Raw genomic sequence first — 15,652 nt, forward strand, 5'->3', positions numbered from 1 at the left:
ATGCGAAGGAGAGTCACACCGGCCCGCAGGACGGGCGCCGCCGGCGCCGCACTGGTGCTCTGTTCGGCGGGTGTGCTGCTGGGCGTGGCGGCCGTGCCCGCGCAGGCGGCCGAGGTGTCGTTCGCCACCCACTGCGTGCCGCCCGCGGGCATCGACCCGGTCGACGGCACCACGAAGGTCGAGATCACCGCGCCGGCCACGGCCAAGGTGGGCGACACGATCGACATCGTGTGGAAGTTCGTCCAGGCCGCCTCCAAGAACCCGGACATCATCGACCTGCCCGCCAACTCGGTGCAGCCGTCCGGGGTGCTCAAGGCGGCCGGTGCGCAGGCCGCCGACATCGCCATGCAGGGCCCGCGGCAGAACCCGGCGATCCCCAAGGGCGGCGCCATGGTGCTGTCCGACATGAAGGGCACCCTGAAGCTGACGACGGCCGGCGAGGTGACGCTGACTCCGGACGCGTACACGGTCAACGCGATGTCCACGGACACCAAGTGCACGCCGAAGGAGACCGTGCAGAAGGCGGCGACGATCCAGGTGACGCCGGGCGACGGCGGCACGTCCACGCCGACGCAGTCGGCCACGCCGACGAAGAGCGCGACCCCGACCCCGACCGCGACCGGCGGCACGGGCCGGACCGACTTCCCGGGCAAGGAGGTCCAGGTCCCCTACTCCTGCAAGACGCCGATCGGCGACAAGAAGGCGACCTCGCCGGTGCAGATCAACGCCAGGAAGAACGGCGGTGACTACGACCTCACGGTGCAGTTCAAGAAGTCGGTGATGAACAGCCCCGCCGACATCCCGAAGGACTCCGTGAAGCCGTCGATGGAGGTGGCGCTGGGCGGCGCGGACAAGGGCACCGTGCATGTGGAGGGGCCGACGAACGCACAGCCCATCAAGTCCGGCGACCCGATCGAGATCCCGGACCTCACCGGCACCTACAAGCCGGGCGCGAGCGGCACCTCGACGCTGGCGCCGGGCGTCCTCACCATCAAGGCCCTGGGTACGACGACGACCTGTACACCGGACAAGTCGCTGGTCTCCCTCACCCTGGACACCGCCCAGCAGCCGGGCGGCGCCTCGGGCGGCACGTCGACCTCCGGAGGCTCGTCGTCCGCCGGCGGCACCAGCGGCAGCGGTGCGGGCGGCCTCGCCGAGACCGGCTCCGGCGACCACGGGGCCCTCAAGGCCCTCGGTCTGGTGGCGGGCACGGCGATCCTGCTGGGCGCCGCGGTGTTCACGTTCATGCCGCGGCGCAGGACGCGGTAGTTCCCGGACAACGCAAGAGGGCCACCGCATCGTCAGGGATGCGGTGGCCCTCTCGGAGCCCTGGGCTACGTCAGTGGACGTCGCCCATGAGCTTGTTGACCTTCTTGCGGTACATCCACACCGCGGCACCGGCGAGCACGGCGAGCACGGCCTCCAGCGTGACGAAGCCCGTCCGGTCGAGGTTCACCCCGCCGATGGCCGGGTTGGAGAGCAGCGCGGTGATCGAGTCGCCCGCGGTGACCGCGAGGAACCAGACGCCCATCATCTGCGAGGCGTACTTCTTCGGCGCCATCTTCGTCGTGACGGACAGACCCACCGGAGACAGCGTCAGCTCACCGATCGTCTGGACGAAGTAGATCGCGACCAGCCACATCGCGGCGGCCTTGTGACCGCCGTCGGCGATCGACAGCGGGGCGAGGAAGAGGAAGAACGACGCACCGATCAGCACCAGGCCGGAGGCGAACTTCACGATCGTGCTCGGCTCCTTGCCGCGCCGGTTCAGCCACAGCCACAGCCAGGCGAAGACGGGCGCCAGGGCCATGATCATGACCGGGTTGACCGACTGGTACCAGGAGACCGGGAACTCCCAGCCGAAGACGGTGTTCTCGGCCTTGCCGTCGGCGAAGATCGACAGGGTCGAACCACCCTGGTCGTAGATCATCCAGAAGACGGCGGCGGCCACGAAGAACCAGACGTAGGCCGACACCTTCGAACGCTCGGCACCGTCCAGGTCCTTGTCCCGCAGGATGCGGGTGATGACGAAGATCGGAACGATCAGACCGATGACGGTCAGCGGGATGAGCGCCCAGTTCAGGGTGAAGTGGCCGGAGAAGCCGACGGCGGCGTAGAAGACCGCGGCGATGCCCAGCCAGATCAGGCCCTTGCGCAGGGTGGCGGACTTCTCCTCGGCGGACAGCGGCGTGGGGACGACGCTGCTCTTCTCGCTCAGGTGACGGCTGCCGAGCAGGTACTGGGCCAGACCCAGCGCCATGCCGAGCGCGGCCAGCGCGAAGCCGAGGTGCCAGTTGACGTTCTCACCGACGGTGCCGATGATCAGCGGCGCGGCGAAGGCACCCAGGTTGATGCCGATGTAGAAGAGCGTGAAGCCACCGTCACGGCGCGGGTCGTCGGCGCCCTTGTACAGGTGACCCACCATCGTGGAGATGTTGGCCTTCAGCAGACCGGAGCCGATGGCGACCAGGCCGAGGCCGACGAAGAAGCTGGCCGAGACCGGCAGGGCCAGGCACAGGTGGCCCAGCATGATGATCAGGCCGGAGACGGCGACCGTCTTGCGGGGACCGAGAACGCGGTCCGCGAACCAGCCGCCGGGCAGGGCGAGCAGGTACACGAGCGACACGTACACCGAGTAGATCGCGGTCGCGGTGCCCGCGTTCAGGTGCAGGCCACCCGGGGCCACCAGGTACAGCGGGAGCAGGGCCCTCATGCCGTAGTAGGAGAATCGCTCCCACATCTCGGTCATGAAGAGAGTGGCCAGTCCGCGGGGGTGGCCGAAGAAGGTCTTCTCGGAACCGGGGGTGCCCGGGCGGACCGAGTCCTTCGTCAGGCTGGACGCCATGGTCGTTCCTTGCTGGTCGGGACGCGGCAGCTGGAGCGTTGCGCGCCCGGTGGGGGTGTGGCCGGCACCGGCAGGGTCGGTCGTCCACCCCCACGCCCAGGGGGAGTCCGGTCCGGATCACGGAGCGGTGGACGGCGACCACCGGGATCCACGCCCTGGACGCGTCACTGCGTCCGGAGCCCGGCCAGAGGTCATTCCTTTCAAGGCTGATCTTCGTCAGCCCGCACACAAAAGAGACCTTCAGCGTCAATCCCGCCAAAGGTCCCCGGTGTGCTACAGGCGTTCAGGTCACCATACGGCAGGACAGTGCCGGATATGGAAGGACTTGAGACGCGGATCACAGGTGTCGAGGGAACCGCGCGACCTGTTTCGAAGGCGTTATCTACCATCGCACCTCCCGGGCAATGGTTCGTACCACGGGTCCGGCAAGGTAAGAAGTCCTGCAACCGATCACACCCCAGCACTGCGCACGGGCGGTCTACCATCACCTCATGACCCGTGTACTGCTCGCCGAGGACGACGCGTCCATCTCGGAGCCGCTGGCCCGCGCCCTGCGCCGGGAAGGTTACGAGGTCGAGGTGCGCGAGGACGGACCCACCGCGCTCGACGCCGGAATGCAGGGCGGCGTCGATCTCGTCGTGCTGGACCTCGGCCTGCCCGGCATGGACGGCCTGGAGGTCGCCCGCCGGCTGCGCGCCGACGGCCACACCGTACCGATCCTCATCCTGACCGCGCGGGCCGACGAGGTGGACACCGTCGTCGGTCTGGACGCGGGCGCCGACGACTACGTGACCAAGCCCTTCCGGCTCGCCGAACTGCTCGCCCGGGTGCGGGCCCTGCTGCGCCGCGGCGCCGCCGAGCCGCAGCAGCCGCCGGCCACCCACGGTGTGCGGATCGACGTCGAGTCGCACCGCGCGTGGATGGGCGACGAGGAACTCCAGCTGACGGCGAAGGAGTTCGACCTGCTGCGGGTGCTGGTGCGGGACGCCGGCCGGGTCGTGACGCGCGACCAGCTGATGCGCGAGGTCTGGGACACCACGTGGTGGTCGTCCACCAAGACACTCGACATGCACATCTCCTGGCTGCGCAAGAAGCTCGGGGACGACGCGGCGAACCCCCGGTACATCGCGACGGTGCGTGGAGTCGGCTTCCGCTTCGAGAAAAGCTGACCGCTGCCGCTGGGGCTTGGCCGACTTCGCGGTCGTGTCGGGGTTCTCCTGCGGGGTGCGCGGCTGCCGGCCGTCGTGGGCCGGCCGCGCAGTTCCCCGCGCCCCTCAGGGGGTTGCCACACTGGTGTCGTAGAGCCAACCCCCGGAGGGCCCCGTGCGTCGCCGTCTCATCCAGTCCACCCTTGCCGTCGTGCTGGTGGTGATCGCGGTCTTCGGCGTGTCTCTCGTCATCGTCGAGACGCGGACGATCAGCAACAGCGCCCAGGAGCGGGTGGAGTCCGAGGCGGTGCGGCTGGCCAGCATCGTGGACAGCCGCATCCTCGCCGCGGAGAACGTCAACGCCGACGTCCTGCGCAACCCGGTCAGCAAGGAGCAGTACGCCGAGATCCGGGTCCCGGGCCGGCAGGCGATCGAGATCGGCACCAAGCCCGAGGGCGACGTCATCCGCTCCACGCAGTCGGGCGAGGAGGGCGAGACCGTCACCGTCGAGGAGCCCCGCTCCGCGGTGACCCGCGAGGTCGGCCGGACCCTGCTGATCATCGGTCTGGTGGCGCTGCTGGCGGTGGTCGCCGCCGTCCTGCTCGCCGTACGCCAGGCCAACCGGCTCGCCTCCCCGCTGACCGACCTCGCCGAGACCGCCGAACGCCTCGGCTCGGGCGATCCGCGCCCGCGGCACAAGCGCTACGGCGTCCCCGAGCTGGACCGGGTCGCCGACGTGCTCGACTCCTCGGCCGAGCGCATCGGCCGGATGCTGACCGCGGAGCGGCGCCTCGCCGCCGACGCCTCCCACCAGCTGCGCACACCCCTGACCGCGCTGTCCATGCGGCTCGAGGAGATCACTCTCACCGACGACCCGGACACGGTGAAGGAGGAGGCGACGATCGCGCTGGGGCAGGTGGAGCGGCTGACGGACGTGGTGGAGCGGCTGCTGACCAACTCGCGCGACCCGCGCACCGGCTCCGCCGTCTCCTTCGACCTGGACGAGGTCATCCAGCAGCAGCTCGCCGAGTGGCGGCCCGCCTACCGCAGCGCGGGCCGGGCCATCGTCAGCTCCGGGAAGCGGCATCTGCGGGCCGTCGGCACGCCCGGCGCGGTCGCGCAGGTGCTGGCCGCGCTGATCGAGAACTCGCTGATGCACGGTGGCGGCACGGTCGCCCTGCGAACCCGGGTCACCGGCAACCAGGCCGTGGTCGAGGTCACCGACGAGGGGCCGGGCGTCCCCGGCGACCTGGGCGCCCGGATCTTCGAGCGCACGATCAGCGGGCGCAACTCGACGGGGATCGGGCTGGCCGTCGCCCGTGACCTCGCGGAGGCCGACGGCGGACGCCTGGAACTGCTCCAGTCCCAGCCACCGGTCTTCGGTCTGTTCCTGTCCCGCACGCACCCGACCCGCAAGCCGGCGCCGGACGGGGACCAGCCGACGGTCCGCTAGCGGGTCCCTACGGGACGCGCTGCTGCGGCGCGGGCTTTCGCGACTCCTGCTCCAGGATCGATTCGGCACGCGCCACGGCCTCCCGGGCGGGCATCGTGCGGAACACCCAGGTGCGGTACGACCAGAACCGGAACAGGGTGGCGACGCCGATGCCGAGGAACTTGAAGATGTTGCTCTGCAGCGGGCTGTCCCAGCCGAAGCCGTACGTCGCGAGGAAGAGCACGCCGTTCTCGATCACCAGGCCGATCGCACTGAACATCAGGAACAGCGTGAGTTCCCTGGTGCGGCCGCCCTTGTCGCGGTCCCGGTACGTCCAGTAACGGAAGCCGACGTAGTTGAAGGCGATCGCGACGACGGTCGCGATGATGCTGGCGCGCACCACCGGCAGGTCGGAGACGTGCCGGACCAGGTTGAACACACCGAGATTGACAAGGACGCCGGCGCCTCCGACAGCGCCGAACTTGGCCACCTCGCGTACGAGCCGTTGCAGCCCCGAGGAACGAGGTTCCATGGCTGTGCAGCTCCCGTCGGTAGGTTTCGTCAACCCAGCCATGCTATCCAGGCGACCTGTCCGCCGCCCCCGGACCAGGCCACAGCTTGGGAACGGGTCGGAAAGAGCCGGGAAAGCCCCGGGTAAGACGCGGTGTGAGGGACGTAATCCGACCCGGTCGGCGTGGCCGATACCCTAGGGGCGTGACGTTCCCGGTAGTCGGCATGGTCGGCGGTGGACAGCTCGCGCGTATGACGCACGAAGCTGGCATCCCGCTGGGCATCAGGTTCAAGCTCCTCAGTGACACCCCTCAGGATTCCGCGGCGCAGGTCGTCAGCGATGTCGTCATCGGCGACTATCGCGACCTGGACACGCTGCGTGAGTTCGCGCGCGGTTGCGATGTGATCACCTTCGATCACGAACATGTACCCACCGAGCACCTCAGGGCCCTGGAGGCGGACGGCATCCCCGTGCGCCCGGGGCCCGACGCTCTTGTGCACGCCCAGGACAAGGGCGTGATGCGGGCGAAGCTCGACGCGATCGGTGTGCCGTGTCCACGGCACCGGATCGTGAGCGACCCGGAGGACGTCGAGGCCTTCGCGGCGGAGGGGGACGGCTTCCCGGTCGTCCTCAAGACCGTCCGCGGCGGCTACGACGGCAAGGGCGTGTGGGTCGTCGAATCCGCCGAGGAGGCCGCCGACCCGTTCAGGGCGGGCGTCCCGGTCCTCGCCGAGGAGAAGGTCGACTACGTCCGCGAGCTGGCCGCCAACGTCGTGCGCTCCCCGCACGGCCAGGCCGTCGCCTACCCGGTGGTCGAGTCGCAGCAGGTCGGCGGCGTCTGCGACACCGTGATCGCGCCCGCGCCCGGCCTGGACGAGGAGCTGGCCCTCCAGGCCGAGGAGATGGCGCTGCGCATCGCCAAGGAACTCGGCGTCGTCGGCCACCTCGCCGTCGAGCTGTTCCAGACCCGCGACGGCCGCATACTCGTCAACGAACTGGCGATGCGTCCGCACAACTCGGGCCACTGGACCCAGGACGGCGCGATCACCTCCCAGTTCGCCAACCACGTGCGGGCCGTGCTCGACCTGCCGCTGGGCGACCCGCGCCCGCGCGCCAGGTGGACGGTCATGGCCAACGTCCTCGGTGGCGACTACCCGGACATGTACTCCGCGTACTTGCACTGCATGGCCCGCGACCCCAAGCTCAAGATCCACATGTACGGCAAGGACGTGAAGCCCGGCCGCAAGGTCGGACACGTCAACACCTACGGCGACGACCTGGACGACGTGCTGGAGCGCGCCCGTCACGCAGCCGGCTACCTGAGAGGCACGATCACCGAATGAGCCCTGTTGTTGGCATCGTCATGGGGTCGGACTCCGACTGGCCCGTCATGGAGGCCGCCGCCAAGGCGCTGGACGAGTTCGAGATCGCGTACGAGGTCGACGTCGTCTCCGCGCACCGCATGCCGCGCGAGATGATCGCGTACGGCGAGCAGGCCGCCGACCGCGGTCTGAAGGCGATCATCGCCGGTGCCGGCGGCGCGGCCCATCTGCCGGGCATGCTCGCCTCGGTCACCCCGCTGCCGGTCATCGGCGTGCCCGTGCCGCTGAAGTACCTCGACGGCATGGACTCCCTGATGTCCATCGTGCAGATGCCGGCCGGTGTCCCGGTCGCCACCGTCTCCGTCGCCGGCGCCCGCAACGCCGGTCTGCTCGCGGCCCGTATGCTCGCCGCGCACGACGAGGAGCTGCTGCAGAAGATGCGCGACTTCCAGCAGGACCTCAACGACCAGGCCACCGAGAAGGGCAAGCGGCTGCGGGCCAAGGTCGGCGGCTCCGCGGGCGGCTTCGGCTTCGGGAAGTGAGGCCCGTGACCTCGCTGGACGACGCCCGCGCACTGCTGCGCGAGTTCCCCGTCGTCGACGGGCACAACGACCTGCCGTACGCGCTGCGCAAGCAGGTCCGCTACGACCTCGACGCCCTCGACCTCGCCGCCTCCCAGAGCGCGAGCCTGCACACCGACCTGCCGCGGCTGCGCGAGGGCGGGGTCGGTGCCCAGTACTGGTCGGTGTACGTCCCCTCCGACCAGCCGGACGCGGTCCCGGCGACGCTGGAGCAGATCGACGGCGTCCGGCAGATGCTGGCCCGCTACCCGGCGCAGCTGGCCCCGGCCCTGACGGCGGCCGACATGGAGGCGGCCCGCGCGGAGGGCCGTATCGCCTCTCTGATGGGCGCCGAGGGCGGTCACTCCATCGGGAACTCCCTGGGCACGCTCCGCGGCCTGTACGCGCTCGGCGTGCGCTACATGACGCTCACCCACAACGACAACGTGGACTGGGCGGACTCGGCGACCGACGCACCGAACGTGGGCGGCCTGTCCGCCTTCGGCCGCGAGGTCGTCCGTGAGATGAACCGGCTCGGCATGCTCGTGGACCTCTCCCATGTGGCGGCCACGACCATGCGGGCCGCGCTGGACGCCTCGTCCGCGCCGGTGATCTTCTCGCACTCCTCCGCGCGTGCCGTCTGCGACCACCCGCGCAACGTCCCGGACGACGTCCTGGAGCGGCTGCCGGGCAACGGCGGCATGGCGATGGTGACCTTCGTGCCGAAGTTCGTGCTCCAGGCGGCGGTCGACTGGACGGTCGCGGCCGACCAGAACATGCGCGCCAACGGCTTCCACCACCTCGACACCACCCCCGAGGCGATGAAGATCCACCGCGCCTTCGAGGAGCGGAACCCGCGCCCGGTCGCCACGGTCTCCACGGTCGCGGACCACCTCGACCACATGCGTGAGGTGGCGGGCATCGACCACCTCGGCATCGGCGGCGACTACGACGGCACCGCCTTCACCCCGGACGGCCTGAACGACGTCTCCGGCTACCCGAACCTGATCGCCGAGCTGCTCGACCGCGGCTGGTCCAAGGCCGACCTGGCCAAGCTGACCTGGCAGAACGCGGTGCGGGTGCTGGGCGCGGCGGAGGACGTGGCCCGCGACGTTCAGGCCACGCGCGGCCCGTCCAACGCGACCATCGAGTCGCTGGACGGCTGAGCGTCGAGGGCGGGGTAGTCGGTGTAGCCGTCCGCCCCGCCCACGTACATCAGGTACCGCTCCCGGACCGGGTTGAGCGGGGCGCCCAGGCGCAGTCGCGCGACCAGGTCCGGGTTGGCGAGGAACGGCCGGCCGAGCGCCACCAGGTCGGCTCCGGCGGCCAGCATGCGCGCGCTCTCCCGGGTGACGGCCGCCGTGGTGAGGTCGGTCAGGTCCGGGTTGCCGATCAGGGTGCCGGGCCAGTCCGCGCGGATCCGGCGGTACCAGGCGGACTCCGGTGCGGAGCGCACCAGGTGCAGATAGGCGAGGTCCAGTTCCTTCAGGCGGTCCGTGAGGGCGGCGTAGAGACCGGTGGTGTCGTCCTCCCGGACGCCGTTGACGGTGGAGCCGGGGGAGATCCGGATGCCCACCCTCCCCCACTCTCGGCTTCGCTCGAGCGGGGGGACCCCCATGGCGCCGATCGCGTCGGCCACCGCTTCGGTCACCTCCGCCGCGAACCGTACCCGCGCCTGGACGGAGCCGCCGTAGGCGTCCGTGCGGCGGTTGGTGTTGTCGGCGAGGAACTGGTGCAGCAGCATCCCGTTGGCCGAGTGCACCTCCACGCCCTCGAAGCCGGCCTCGACGGCCCGGCGGGCCGCTGCGGCGAAGTCGGCGATCGTGGCGCGGATGTCCTCCGCCGTCATCTCGCGCGGAACCGCGGCCGGCCGGTGGCCGCCGGGAGTGAAGATCGTCTCCGGCAGCGGGACCGGGGACGGCGCCACGGGGGTCAGGCCCGTGGTCGCCGGATGGCTCACCCGGCCGCCGTGCTGCAGCTGCAGGAACATGCGCCCGCCGGCCGCCCGCACGGCGTCGGTCACCTGCCGCCATCCCGCCGTGTGCCGGTCCGTGTGGATCGCGGTGATGTCCGGGTACGTCTGCCCGACCGCGTTGGGTGTCGAGCCCTCGGCGATGATCAGGCCGGCCGAGGCGCGCTGGGCGTAGTGGCCGGCCATCAGCGCGGTCGGGGTGCCGTCGGCCTCCGCGCGGTTGCGGGTGAGCGGGGCCATGACCAGGTGGTTGGGGAGTGCGAGCCGGCCGAGCCGGGCCGGGGCCAGGAAGTCGGTTGTCCGTGTCATGGCCGTACGGTAGAAGCTGACACTGATGTCAGATTCAAGTGGCCGACGGCCCCGGAGGCGGACGATGCGGATCGGTGAACTGGCCCGGCGCACCAACGTGAGCGAGCGGTCGCTGCGCTACTACGAGACCCAGGGGCTGCTCGCGGCCGAGCGCACGCCCGGCGGACACCGGGACTACCCGGAGGCGGCCGTCGACCGGGTCGTACGGATCCAGGAGCTGTACGCGGCCGGGCTGCACAGTGCGAAGATCCGGCAGCTGCTGCCGTGCATGCGCGACCAGGACGGCGGGCCCTCCGTGATCGCCACGCCGAGGCTGGTCGCCGACCTCACCGCCGAACGCGACCGCATCGACCGTACGATCGCCGACCTCGTCCGCTCCCGGGAGACGCTGGACGAGGTGATCCGGGCGGCTGCGGACACGTGACCGTTCGTACCCCCGAACGCCCCACTCATCAGGAAGGATCCCCGCGCCCCGTGCGACCGTGGCGGTACGCCAGCCGCATCAGACGTAGCTCACGACCGACGTAGCTCTCGACGACGTACGGAGCCGCCATGGCCGACCTGCAGGACGACAGGCCCACCACGACCGGGGTCGGCGGGGACCACGGCCTGCCGGACGACCCGTTCCAGGAGGAGTCGTACGCCCAGGCCGACGAGACGCTGCGGCGGGCGCACTCCCTGCTCGCCGACCACCCCGTCGCCGACGGCTACAGCGGCCTGCCGTGGGCCCTGCGCCAGCTGTCCTGGTACGACCTGGAGCTGGGCGAGCTGGCCGTCGACACCGATGTGCCGCGGATGCGCGAGGGGCACGTGGGCGTCCTGTTCTCGTCGCTGCACCTGCCCGAGGGCCTGGCGGGGGACCGCCCGGTGGGCGCCACCCTGGAGCAGCTGGACTTCGTCCGCTCGGTGATCGACTCCCATCCGGAGGGACTGCGCCTGGTGCGCACCGCCGGACAGATCATCGATGCCCGCAACTGCGGCCGGACCGCCGTCGTGCTGGGCCCGGCCGGGGCGCCCGCGCTCGACGACTCCCTGGGCATCCTGCGCGTCCTGCACGCCCTGGGCCTGCGCGTCCTCACCCTGGCGGGCACGGCCTGGGCGAGCGAGGCGGGGCTGACCCGGTTCGGCGAGGAGGTCGTCCGCGAGATGAACCGCCTCGGCGTCCTGGCCGATCTCTCCGGCGCCTCCGACGCCACCGTCGGCCGGGCCACCACGCTCTCCAAGACCCCGGTGCTGTGCACCCGCTCCGCCGCCCGTGCCCTGCGCCCGCACCCGGCCAACCTGCCCGACGACCTGCTCGCCGAGCTGGGCGCCGCGGGCGGTCTGTGCATGGTGCCGCTGACCGCCGAGCAGACCGGCCCGACCGTCCAGGACGTCGCCGACCACCTCGACCACGTCCGCGCGGTCGCCGGCCCCGAGTGCGTCGGCCTGTCCGGCACCTACGACTCCGGCGCCGCCCACCCGCACGACCTGGCCGACGCCTCCCGCTACCCCCACCTGATCGCCGAACTGCTCCGCCGTGGCTGGTCCGAGTCCGAGCTGTCCCTGCTGACCTGGGGAAACGTCCAGCGGGTGCTCCGCAGCGCGGACTTCACGGCCCGCGCCGCACAGCACCGCCGGGAGCCGTCCAACGCGCGGATCGCGGAGCTGGACGGCTAGGGGCTGCCGGCTCCGGCCCGCTCAGCAGGCGCAGAGACAGAAGGGGTGTCCGGCCGGGTCCGCGTAGACCCGGAAGCTGCCGCCGCCCTGCTCGGCCAGCGGCTTCGCCCCCAGCTCCAGCACGTCCTTCTCTGCCGCGTCCAGGTCCTCCACCACCAGGTCCAGATGGAACTGCTGGGAGGCGTCGGCCGCGGGCCACCGCGGCGGCACGAATCCGGGCGCGCGCTGGAAGGCCAGCGCCTGACCGCCCGGCACCGACAGATCGACCCAGTCGCCCTCGCCCTCCACCGTGCCGCCCAGCACCCCGGCGTAGAAGCCGGCCAGCGCGCGGGGATCGGGACAGTCCAGGACGACCGCACCCAGCTTGGCGAGTGCCATGACTTCCTCCTCGAAGTCGGAGTTACCTTTAGAGATGCGTAACCGGTAACGCGTTACCTGATGCTCCCGTATGAGAGGTAACGCCGCAACCGGATTCGGGAGGTAACTTGCAGTCATGAGTGAGAGATCGCCCGCGCCGGGAGGCCTGGCCCTGGTCGAGTCCCTGGTGAACACGCTGGACCTCGAGTCGGGCGCCGACTCGCTCGACACGGCGGACGGCCGGACGCGCCTCGGACTCACCGTGGAGGAGCTGCCGCAGGCCCGCGCGCTGCGCGAGTCGCTGCGGGCCACGCTGCTCGCGCACGCCGGCCATCCGCCGCACGGCGAGGTCACCCCGCTCGGCGAGCTGCTGGCACACGCGCCCCTGTACGTCGCCGTGGACGACCACGACGGCTCCGCGAGCCTCGCCCCGGCCGACACCGGCCCGCTGCTCGCGCGGGTCGCCGCCGCCGTGGCCGAGGCGCTGGTCGCCGGCACCTGGGCCCGTCTCAAGGCGTGCGAGGCCGAGACCTGCCACTGGGCGTACTACGACCGCAGCCCCGCGGGGCGGGGCCGCTGGTGCTCGATGCAGGTGTGCGGGGCGCGCGCGAAGATGCGCCGCTACCGCGCGAAGGAGCCGTGAACCACAGGGAGTTCATCGGCCATGTATGTGTCCGGTGGTGCAGAATGCGGGAAGACGCCGGTTCGGCCGACTGAGCCTCGGCCGAACCGGCGTCCTCGTGGATGCCTCTGTGGCGGTGTCGCTGCGGCGCCGGACTACGCGGTCGGGCGGCCCATGGCCCGGTACGTCCACCCGGCCCGCCGCCACTGCTCCGAGTCCAGGGCGTTGCGCCCGTCCAGGATCAGCCGGGCCGCCGCGACCTCGCCCAGCGCCGCCGGGTCCAGCTCGCGGAACTCCCGCCACTCGGTCAGGTGCAGCACGACGTCGGCGCCCCGGACCGCGTCGAGAGCCGAGTCGGCATAGCCCAGGGTGGGGAAGACCCGGCGGGCGTTCTCCATGCCCTTGGGGTCGTACACGGTCACCTGGCCGCCCTGCAGGTGGATCTGCCCGGCCACGTTCAGCGCGGGCGAGTCGCGGACGTCGTCCGAGTCCGGCTTGAACGTGGCGCCCAGCACCGCCACCCGCTTGCCCAGGAAGGGACCGCCGCCAAGCGCCTGCCGGGCCAGCTCCACCATCTGGCCGCGCTGGCGCATGTTGATGGAGTCGATCTCGCGCAGGAAGGTCAGCGCCTGGTCCGCGCCCAGCTCGCCGGCGCGCGCCATGAACGCCCGGATGTCCTTCGGCAGACAGCCACCGCCGAACCCGATACCGGCGCGCAGGAACTTCTTCCCGATCCGGTCGTCGTAGCCGATGGCCTCCGCCAGCTTCACCACGTCGCCGCCCGCGGCCTCGCAGACCTCCGCCATCGCGTTGATGAAGGAGATCTTGGTGGCGAGGAAGGAGTTCGCCGAGGTCTTCACCAGCTCGGCGGTCGGGAAGTCGGTCACCACGAACGGCGTGCCCTCGCCGACCGGCGTCGCGTACACCTCCCGCAGCAGCTTCTCCGCGCGCTCGCCGCGCAAGCCCACCACGATCCGGTCCGGGTGCAGCGTGTCCTGCACCGCGAAGCCCTCGCGCAGGAACTCCGGGTTCCAGGCCAGCTCGGCGTCCGCACCGGCGGGCGCGTGCTCGGCCAGATAGGCGGCCAGCCGCTCGGCCGAGCCGACCGGCACGGTCGACTTGCCGACGACCAGGGCGGGTCCGTGCAGATGCGGGGCGAGGGAGGCGAAGGCGGCGTCGACGTACGACATGTCCGCCGCGTACTCCCCGTGCCGCTGGGGAGTGTTCACACAGACGAAGTGCACGTCACCGAAGGCCCCGACCTCGGCCCAGTCCTGGGTGAAGCGCAGCCGTCCGGTGGACCCCTCGAAGCCCGCGACATGCCGGCGCAGCAGTTCCTCGAGCCCCGGCTCGTACATCGGGGTCTCGCTGCGCTCCAGCATCGCGATCTTCTCGGGCACGACATCGAGCCCCAGCACCTCGAATCCGAGTTCGGCCATGGCCGCGGCGTGCGTGGCGCCCAGGTAGCCGGTGCCGATCACGGTGATCTTCAGGCTCATGGATGTGCTCCAGATCGGGTACGTCGGTGATGCGGAGCCGAGCATAGTCGGGGCGTCCACCGGGCAATTTCCCCGCTGTCGCCCATCTCACGTAGGCGTCCTTCGGGCGGCCCTCTAAAATTTGAGTTACTTAACGGTAATTAGCGTCAGTATCACTGCGTCTTTGGAGCGTGAGAGACCGTGGCCGGATCGGCTGACTTCGACCTGTACCGCCCGTCCGAGGAGCACGACATGCTCCGGGACGCCGTCCGTTCGCTGGTCGAGGCGAAGATCGCGCCGTTCGCCGCCGCGGTCGACGAGGAGGCCCGCTTCCCGCAGGAGGCCCTCGACGCCCTGGTCGCCAACGAGCTGCACGCCGTGCACGTACCCGAGGAGTACGGCGGCGCCGGCGCCGACGCGCTCGCCACGGTCATCGTGATCGAGGAAGTGGCCCGCGCCTGTGTGTCCTCCTCCCTCATCCCGGCCGTGAACAAGCTGGGCTCCCTCCCGGTCATCCTGTCCGGCTCCGAGGACCTGAAGAAGCAGTACCTCACCCCGCTCGCCAAGGGCGACGCGATGTTCTCGTACTGCCTCTCCGAGCCGGAGGCGGGCTCGGACGCGGGCGGCATGACGACCAAGGCGGTCCGCGACGGCGACCACTACGTCCTCAACGGCGTCAAGCGCTGGATCACCAACGCAGGCGTCTCCGAGTACTACACGGTCATGGCCGTGACCGACCCGACCAAGCGCACCAAGGGCATCTCCGCCTTCGTCGTCGAGAAGTCGGACGAGGGCGTCTCCTTCGGCGCCCCGGAGAAGAAGCTCGGCATCAAGGGCTCCCCGACCCGCGAGGTCTACCTCGACAACGTCCGCATCCCCGCCGACCGCATCATCGGCGAGGAGGGCACCGGCTTCGCCACCGCCATGAAGACCCTGGACCACACCCGCATCACCATCGCGGCCCAGGCCCTCGGTGTCGCCCAGGGCGCCCTCGACTACGCCAAGGGCTACGTCCAGGAGCGCAAGCAGTTCGGCAAGCCGATCGCCGACTTCCAGGGCATCCAGTTCATGCTCGCCGACATGGCCATGAAGATCGCCGCCGCCCGCGCCCTGACGTACCAGGCCGCGGCCGCCTCGGAGCGCGGCGACAAGGACCTCACCTTCCAGGGCGCGGCCGCCAAGTGCTTCGCCTCGGACGTGGCCATGGAGGTCACCACCGACGCCGTCCAGCTGCTCGGCGGCTACGGCTACACCCGTGACTACCCGGTGGAGCGCATGATGCGCGATGCGAAAATCACGCAAATCTACGAAGGAACGAACCAGGTCCAGCGGATCGTCATGGCCCGCAACCTGCCGTAAGGCACGCCCTCCGCACTTCCCGGCAGCCCCCGTCCGCCTCGGACGGGGGCTGCCGGCGTAGCGTGGACAGCGGGGGGT

At 70.9% G+C, this 15,652-nt stretch carries 15 protein-coding genes; 10 read left to right on the top strand and 5 right to left on the bottom strand.

What is annotated here, in order from left to right:
• Positions 1-1,269: a hypothetical protein gene (locus FB157_RS06140; protein WP_145876685.1), complete on the top strand. Its 1,269-nt coding sequence runs from the start codon at positions 1-3 to the stop codon at positions 1,267-1,269.
• Positions 1,270-1,339: 70 nt separating this feature from the next.
• Here FB157_RS06140 and FB157_RS06145 read toward each other — a convergent pair whose 3' ends face one another.
• Positions 1,340-2,845, bottom strand: a complete 1,506-nt coding sequence (locus FB157_RS06145) for an oligopeptide:H+ symporter (protein WP_145876687.1) — start codon at positions 2,843-2,845, stop codon at positions 1,340-1,342.
• 491 nt (positions 2,846-3,336) lie between these two features.
• Between FB157_RS06145 and FB157_RS06150 the strand changes: the two genes are divergently transcribed.
• Together FB157_RS06150 and FB157_RS06155 are read left to right on the top strand one after the other, a co-directional pair.
• The gene (locus FB157_RS06150) at positions 3,337-4,014 is read left to right on the top strand and encodes a response regulator transcription factor (RefSeq protein ID WP_020940464.1); all 678 of its coding nucleotides are present in this window, start codon (positions 3,337-3,339) and stop codon (positions 4,012-4,014) included.
• A 154-nt stretch (positions 4,015-4,168) separates the two neighbouring features.
• Positions 4,169-5,446: an ATP-binding protein gene (locus tag FB157_RS06155; protein WP_145876689.1), complete on the top strand. Its 1,278-nt coding sequence runs from the start codon at positions 4,169-4,171 to the stop codon at positions 5,444-5,446.
• Between the two features lie 7 nt (positions 5,447-5,453).
• On the opposite strand, the gene FB157_RS06160 is transcribed toward FB157_RS06155, so the two are convergent.
• On the bottom strand, positions 5,454-5,957 hold the full coding sequence (locus FB157_RS06160; protein ID WP_145876690.1) for a GtrA family protein: 504 nt from the start codon (positions 5,955-5,957) through the stop codon (positions 5,454-5,456).
• 182 nt (positions 5,958-6,139) lie between these two features.
• On the opposite strand from FB157_RS06160, the gene FB157_RS06165 reads away from it, so the two are divergent.
• From FB157_RS06165 to FB157_RS06175, 3 genes are read left to right on the top strand one after another with little or no spacing between them, the layout of a single operon-like run.
• Complete coding sequence (locus FB157_RS06165; protein WP_145876693.1) at positions 6,140-7,279, top strand: 5-(carboxyamino)imidazole ribonucleotide synthase; 1,140 nt, start codon at positions 6,140-6,142, stop codon at positions 7,277-7,279.
• Complete coding sequence (gene purE / locus FB157_RS06170) at positions 7,276-7,800, top strand: 5-(carboxyamino)imidazole ribonucleotide mutase (protein ID WP_145876695.1); 525 nt, start codon at positions 7,276-7,278, stop codon at positions 7,798-7,800. The genes FB157_RS06165 and purE overlap by 4 nt, the downstream gene beginning before the upstream one ends.
• 5 nt (positions 7,801-7,805) lie before the next feature.
• The gene (locus FB157_RS06175) at positions 7,806-8,984 is read left to right on the top strand and encodes a dipeptidase (RefSeq protein ID WP_145876696.1); all 1,179 of its coding nucleotides are present in this window, start codon (positions 7,806-7,808) and stop codon (positions 8,982-8,984) included.
• Here FB157_RS06175 and FB157_RS06180 read toward each other — a convergent pair.
• Positions 8,933-10,099 (bottom strand): alkene reductase, encoded by a 1,167-nt coding sequence (locus FB157_RS06180; protein ID WP_145876698.1) that lies wholly within the window; start codon positions 10,097-10,099, stop codon positions 8,933-8,935. The two genes, FB157_RS06175 and FB157_RS06180, sit on opposite strands and share 52 nt — an antisense overlap.
• 64 nt (positions 10,100-10,163) lie before the next feature.
• Between FB157_RS06180 and FB157_RS06185 the strand changes: the two genes are divergently transcribed.
• Together FB157_RS06185 and FB157_RS06190 are read left to right on the top strand one after the other, a co-directional pair.
• Positions 10,164-10,523 carry a MerR family transcriptional regulator gene (locus FB157_RS06185; protein ID WP_145876700.1) on the top strand — a complete coding sequence of 120 codons (360 nt, stop codon included), beginning with the start codon at positions 10,164-10,166 and terminating at the stop codon, positions 10,521-10,523.
• A 128-nt stretch (positions 10,524-10,651) separates the two neighbouring features.
• Positions 10,652-11,758, top strand: coding sequence for a dipeptidase (locus FB157_RS06190; protein ID WP_145876701.1), 1,107 nt, complete (start codon positions 10,652-10,654; stop codon positions 11,756-11,758).
• Positions 11,759-11,779: 21 nt separating this feature from the next.
• Here FB157_RS06190 and FB157_RS06195 read toward each other — a convergent pair whose 3' ends face one another.
• Positions 11,780-12,136 (bottom strand): VOC family protein, encoded by a 357-nt coding sequence (locus tag FB157_RS06195; RefSeq protein ID WP_145876703.1) that lies wholly within the window; start codon positions 12,134-12,136, stop codon positions 11,780-11,782.
• Positions 12,137-12,251: 115 nt separating this feature from the next.
• Here FB157_RS06195 and FB157_RS06200 point away from each other — a divergent pair, with 115 nt between their 5' ends.
• Entirely contained in the window at positions 12,252-12,758 is a 507-nt protein-coding gene (locus FB157_RS06200) for a CGNR zinc finger domain-containing protein (RefSeq protein ID WP_145876704.1), read from the top strand.
• Positions 12,759-12,892: 134 nt separating this feature from the next.
• Here the strand turns inward: FB157_RS06200 and FB157_RS06205 are convergent, their stop codons facing one another.
• Positions 12,893-14,236, bottom strand: a complete 1,344-nt coding sequence (locus FB157_RS06205) for a UDP-glucose/GDP-mannose dehydrogenase family protein (protein ID WP_145876706.1) — start codon at positions 14,234-14,236, stop codon at positions 12,893-12,895.
• A 180-nt stretch (positions 14,237-14,416) separates the two neighbouring features.
• On the opposite strand from FB157_RS06205, the gene FB157_RS06210 reads away from it, so the two are divergent.
• Positions 14,417-15,574 carry an acyl-CoA dehydrogenase gene (locus tag FB157_RS06210; RefSeq protein WP_145876707.1) on the top strand — a complete coding sequence of 386 codons (1,158 nt, stop codon included), beginning with the start codon at positions 14,417-14,419 and terminating at the stop codon, positions 15,572-15,574.
• Positions 15,575-15,652 lie beyond the last annotated feature (78 nt).

The organism is Streptomyces sp. BK340, from assembly GCF_007827595.1.
Taxonomy (GTDB): Bacteria; Actinomycetota; Actinomycetes; order Streptomycetales; family Streptomycetaceae; genus Streptomyces.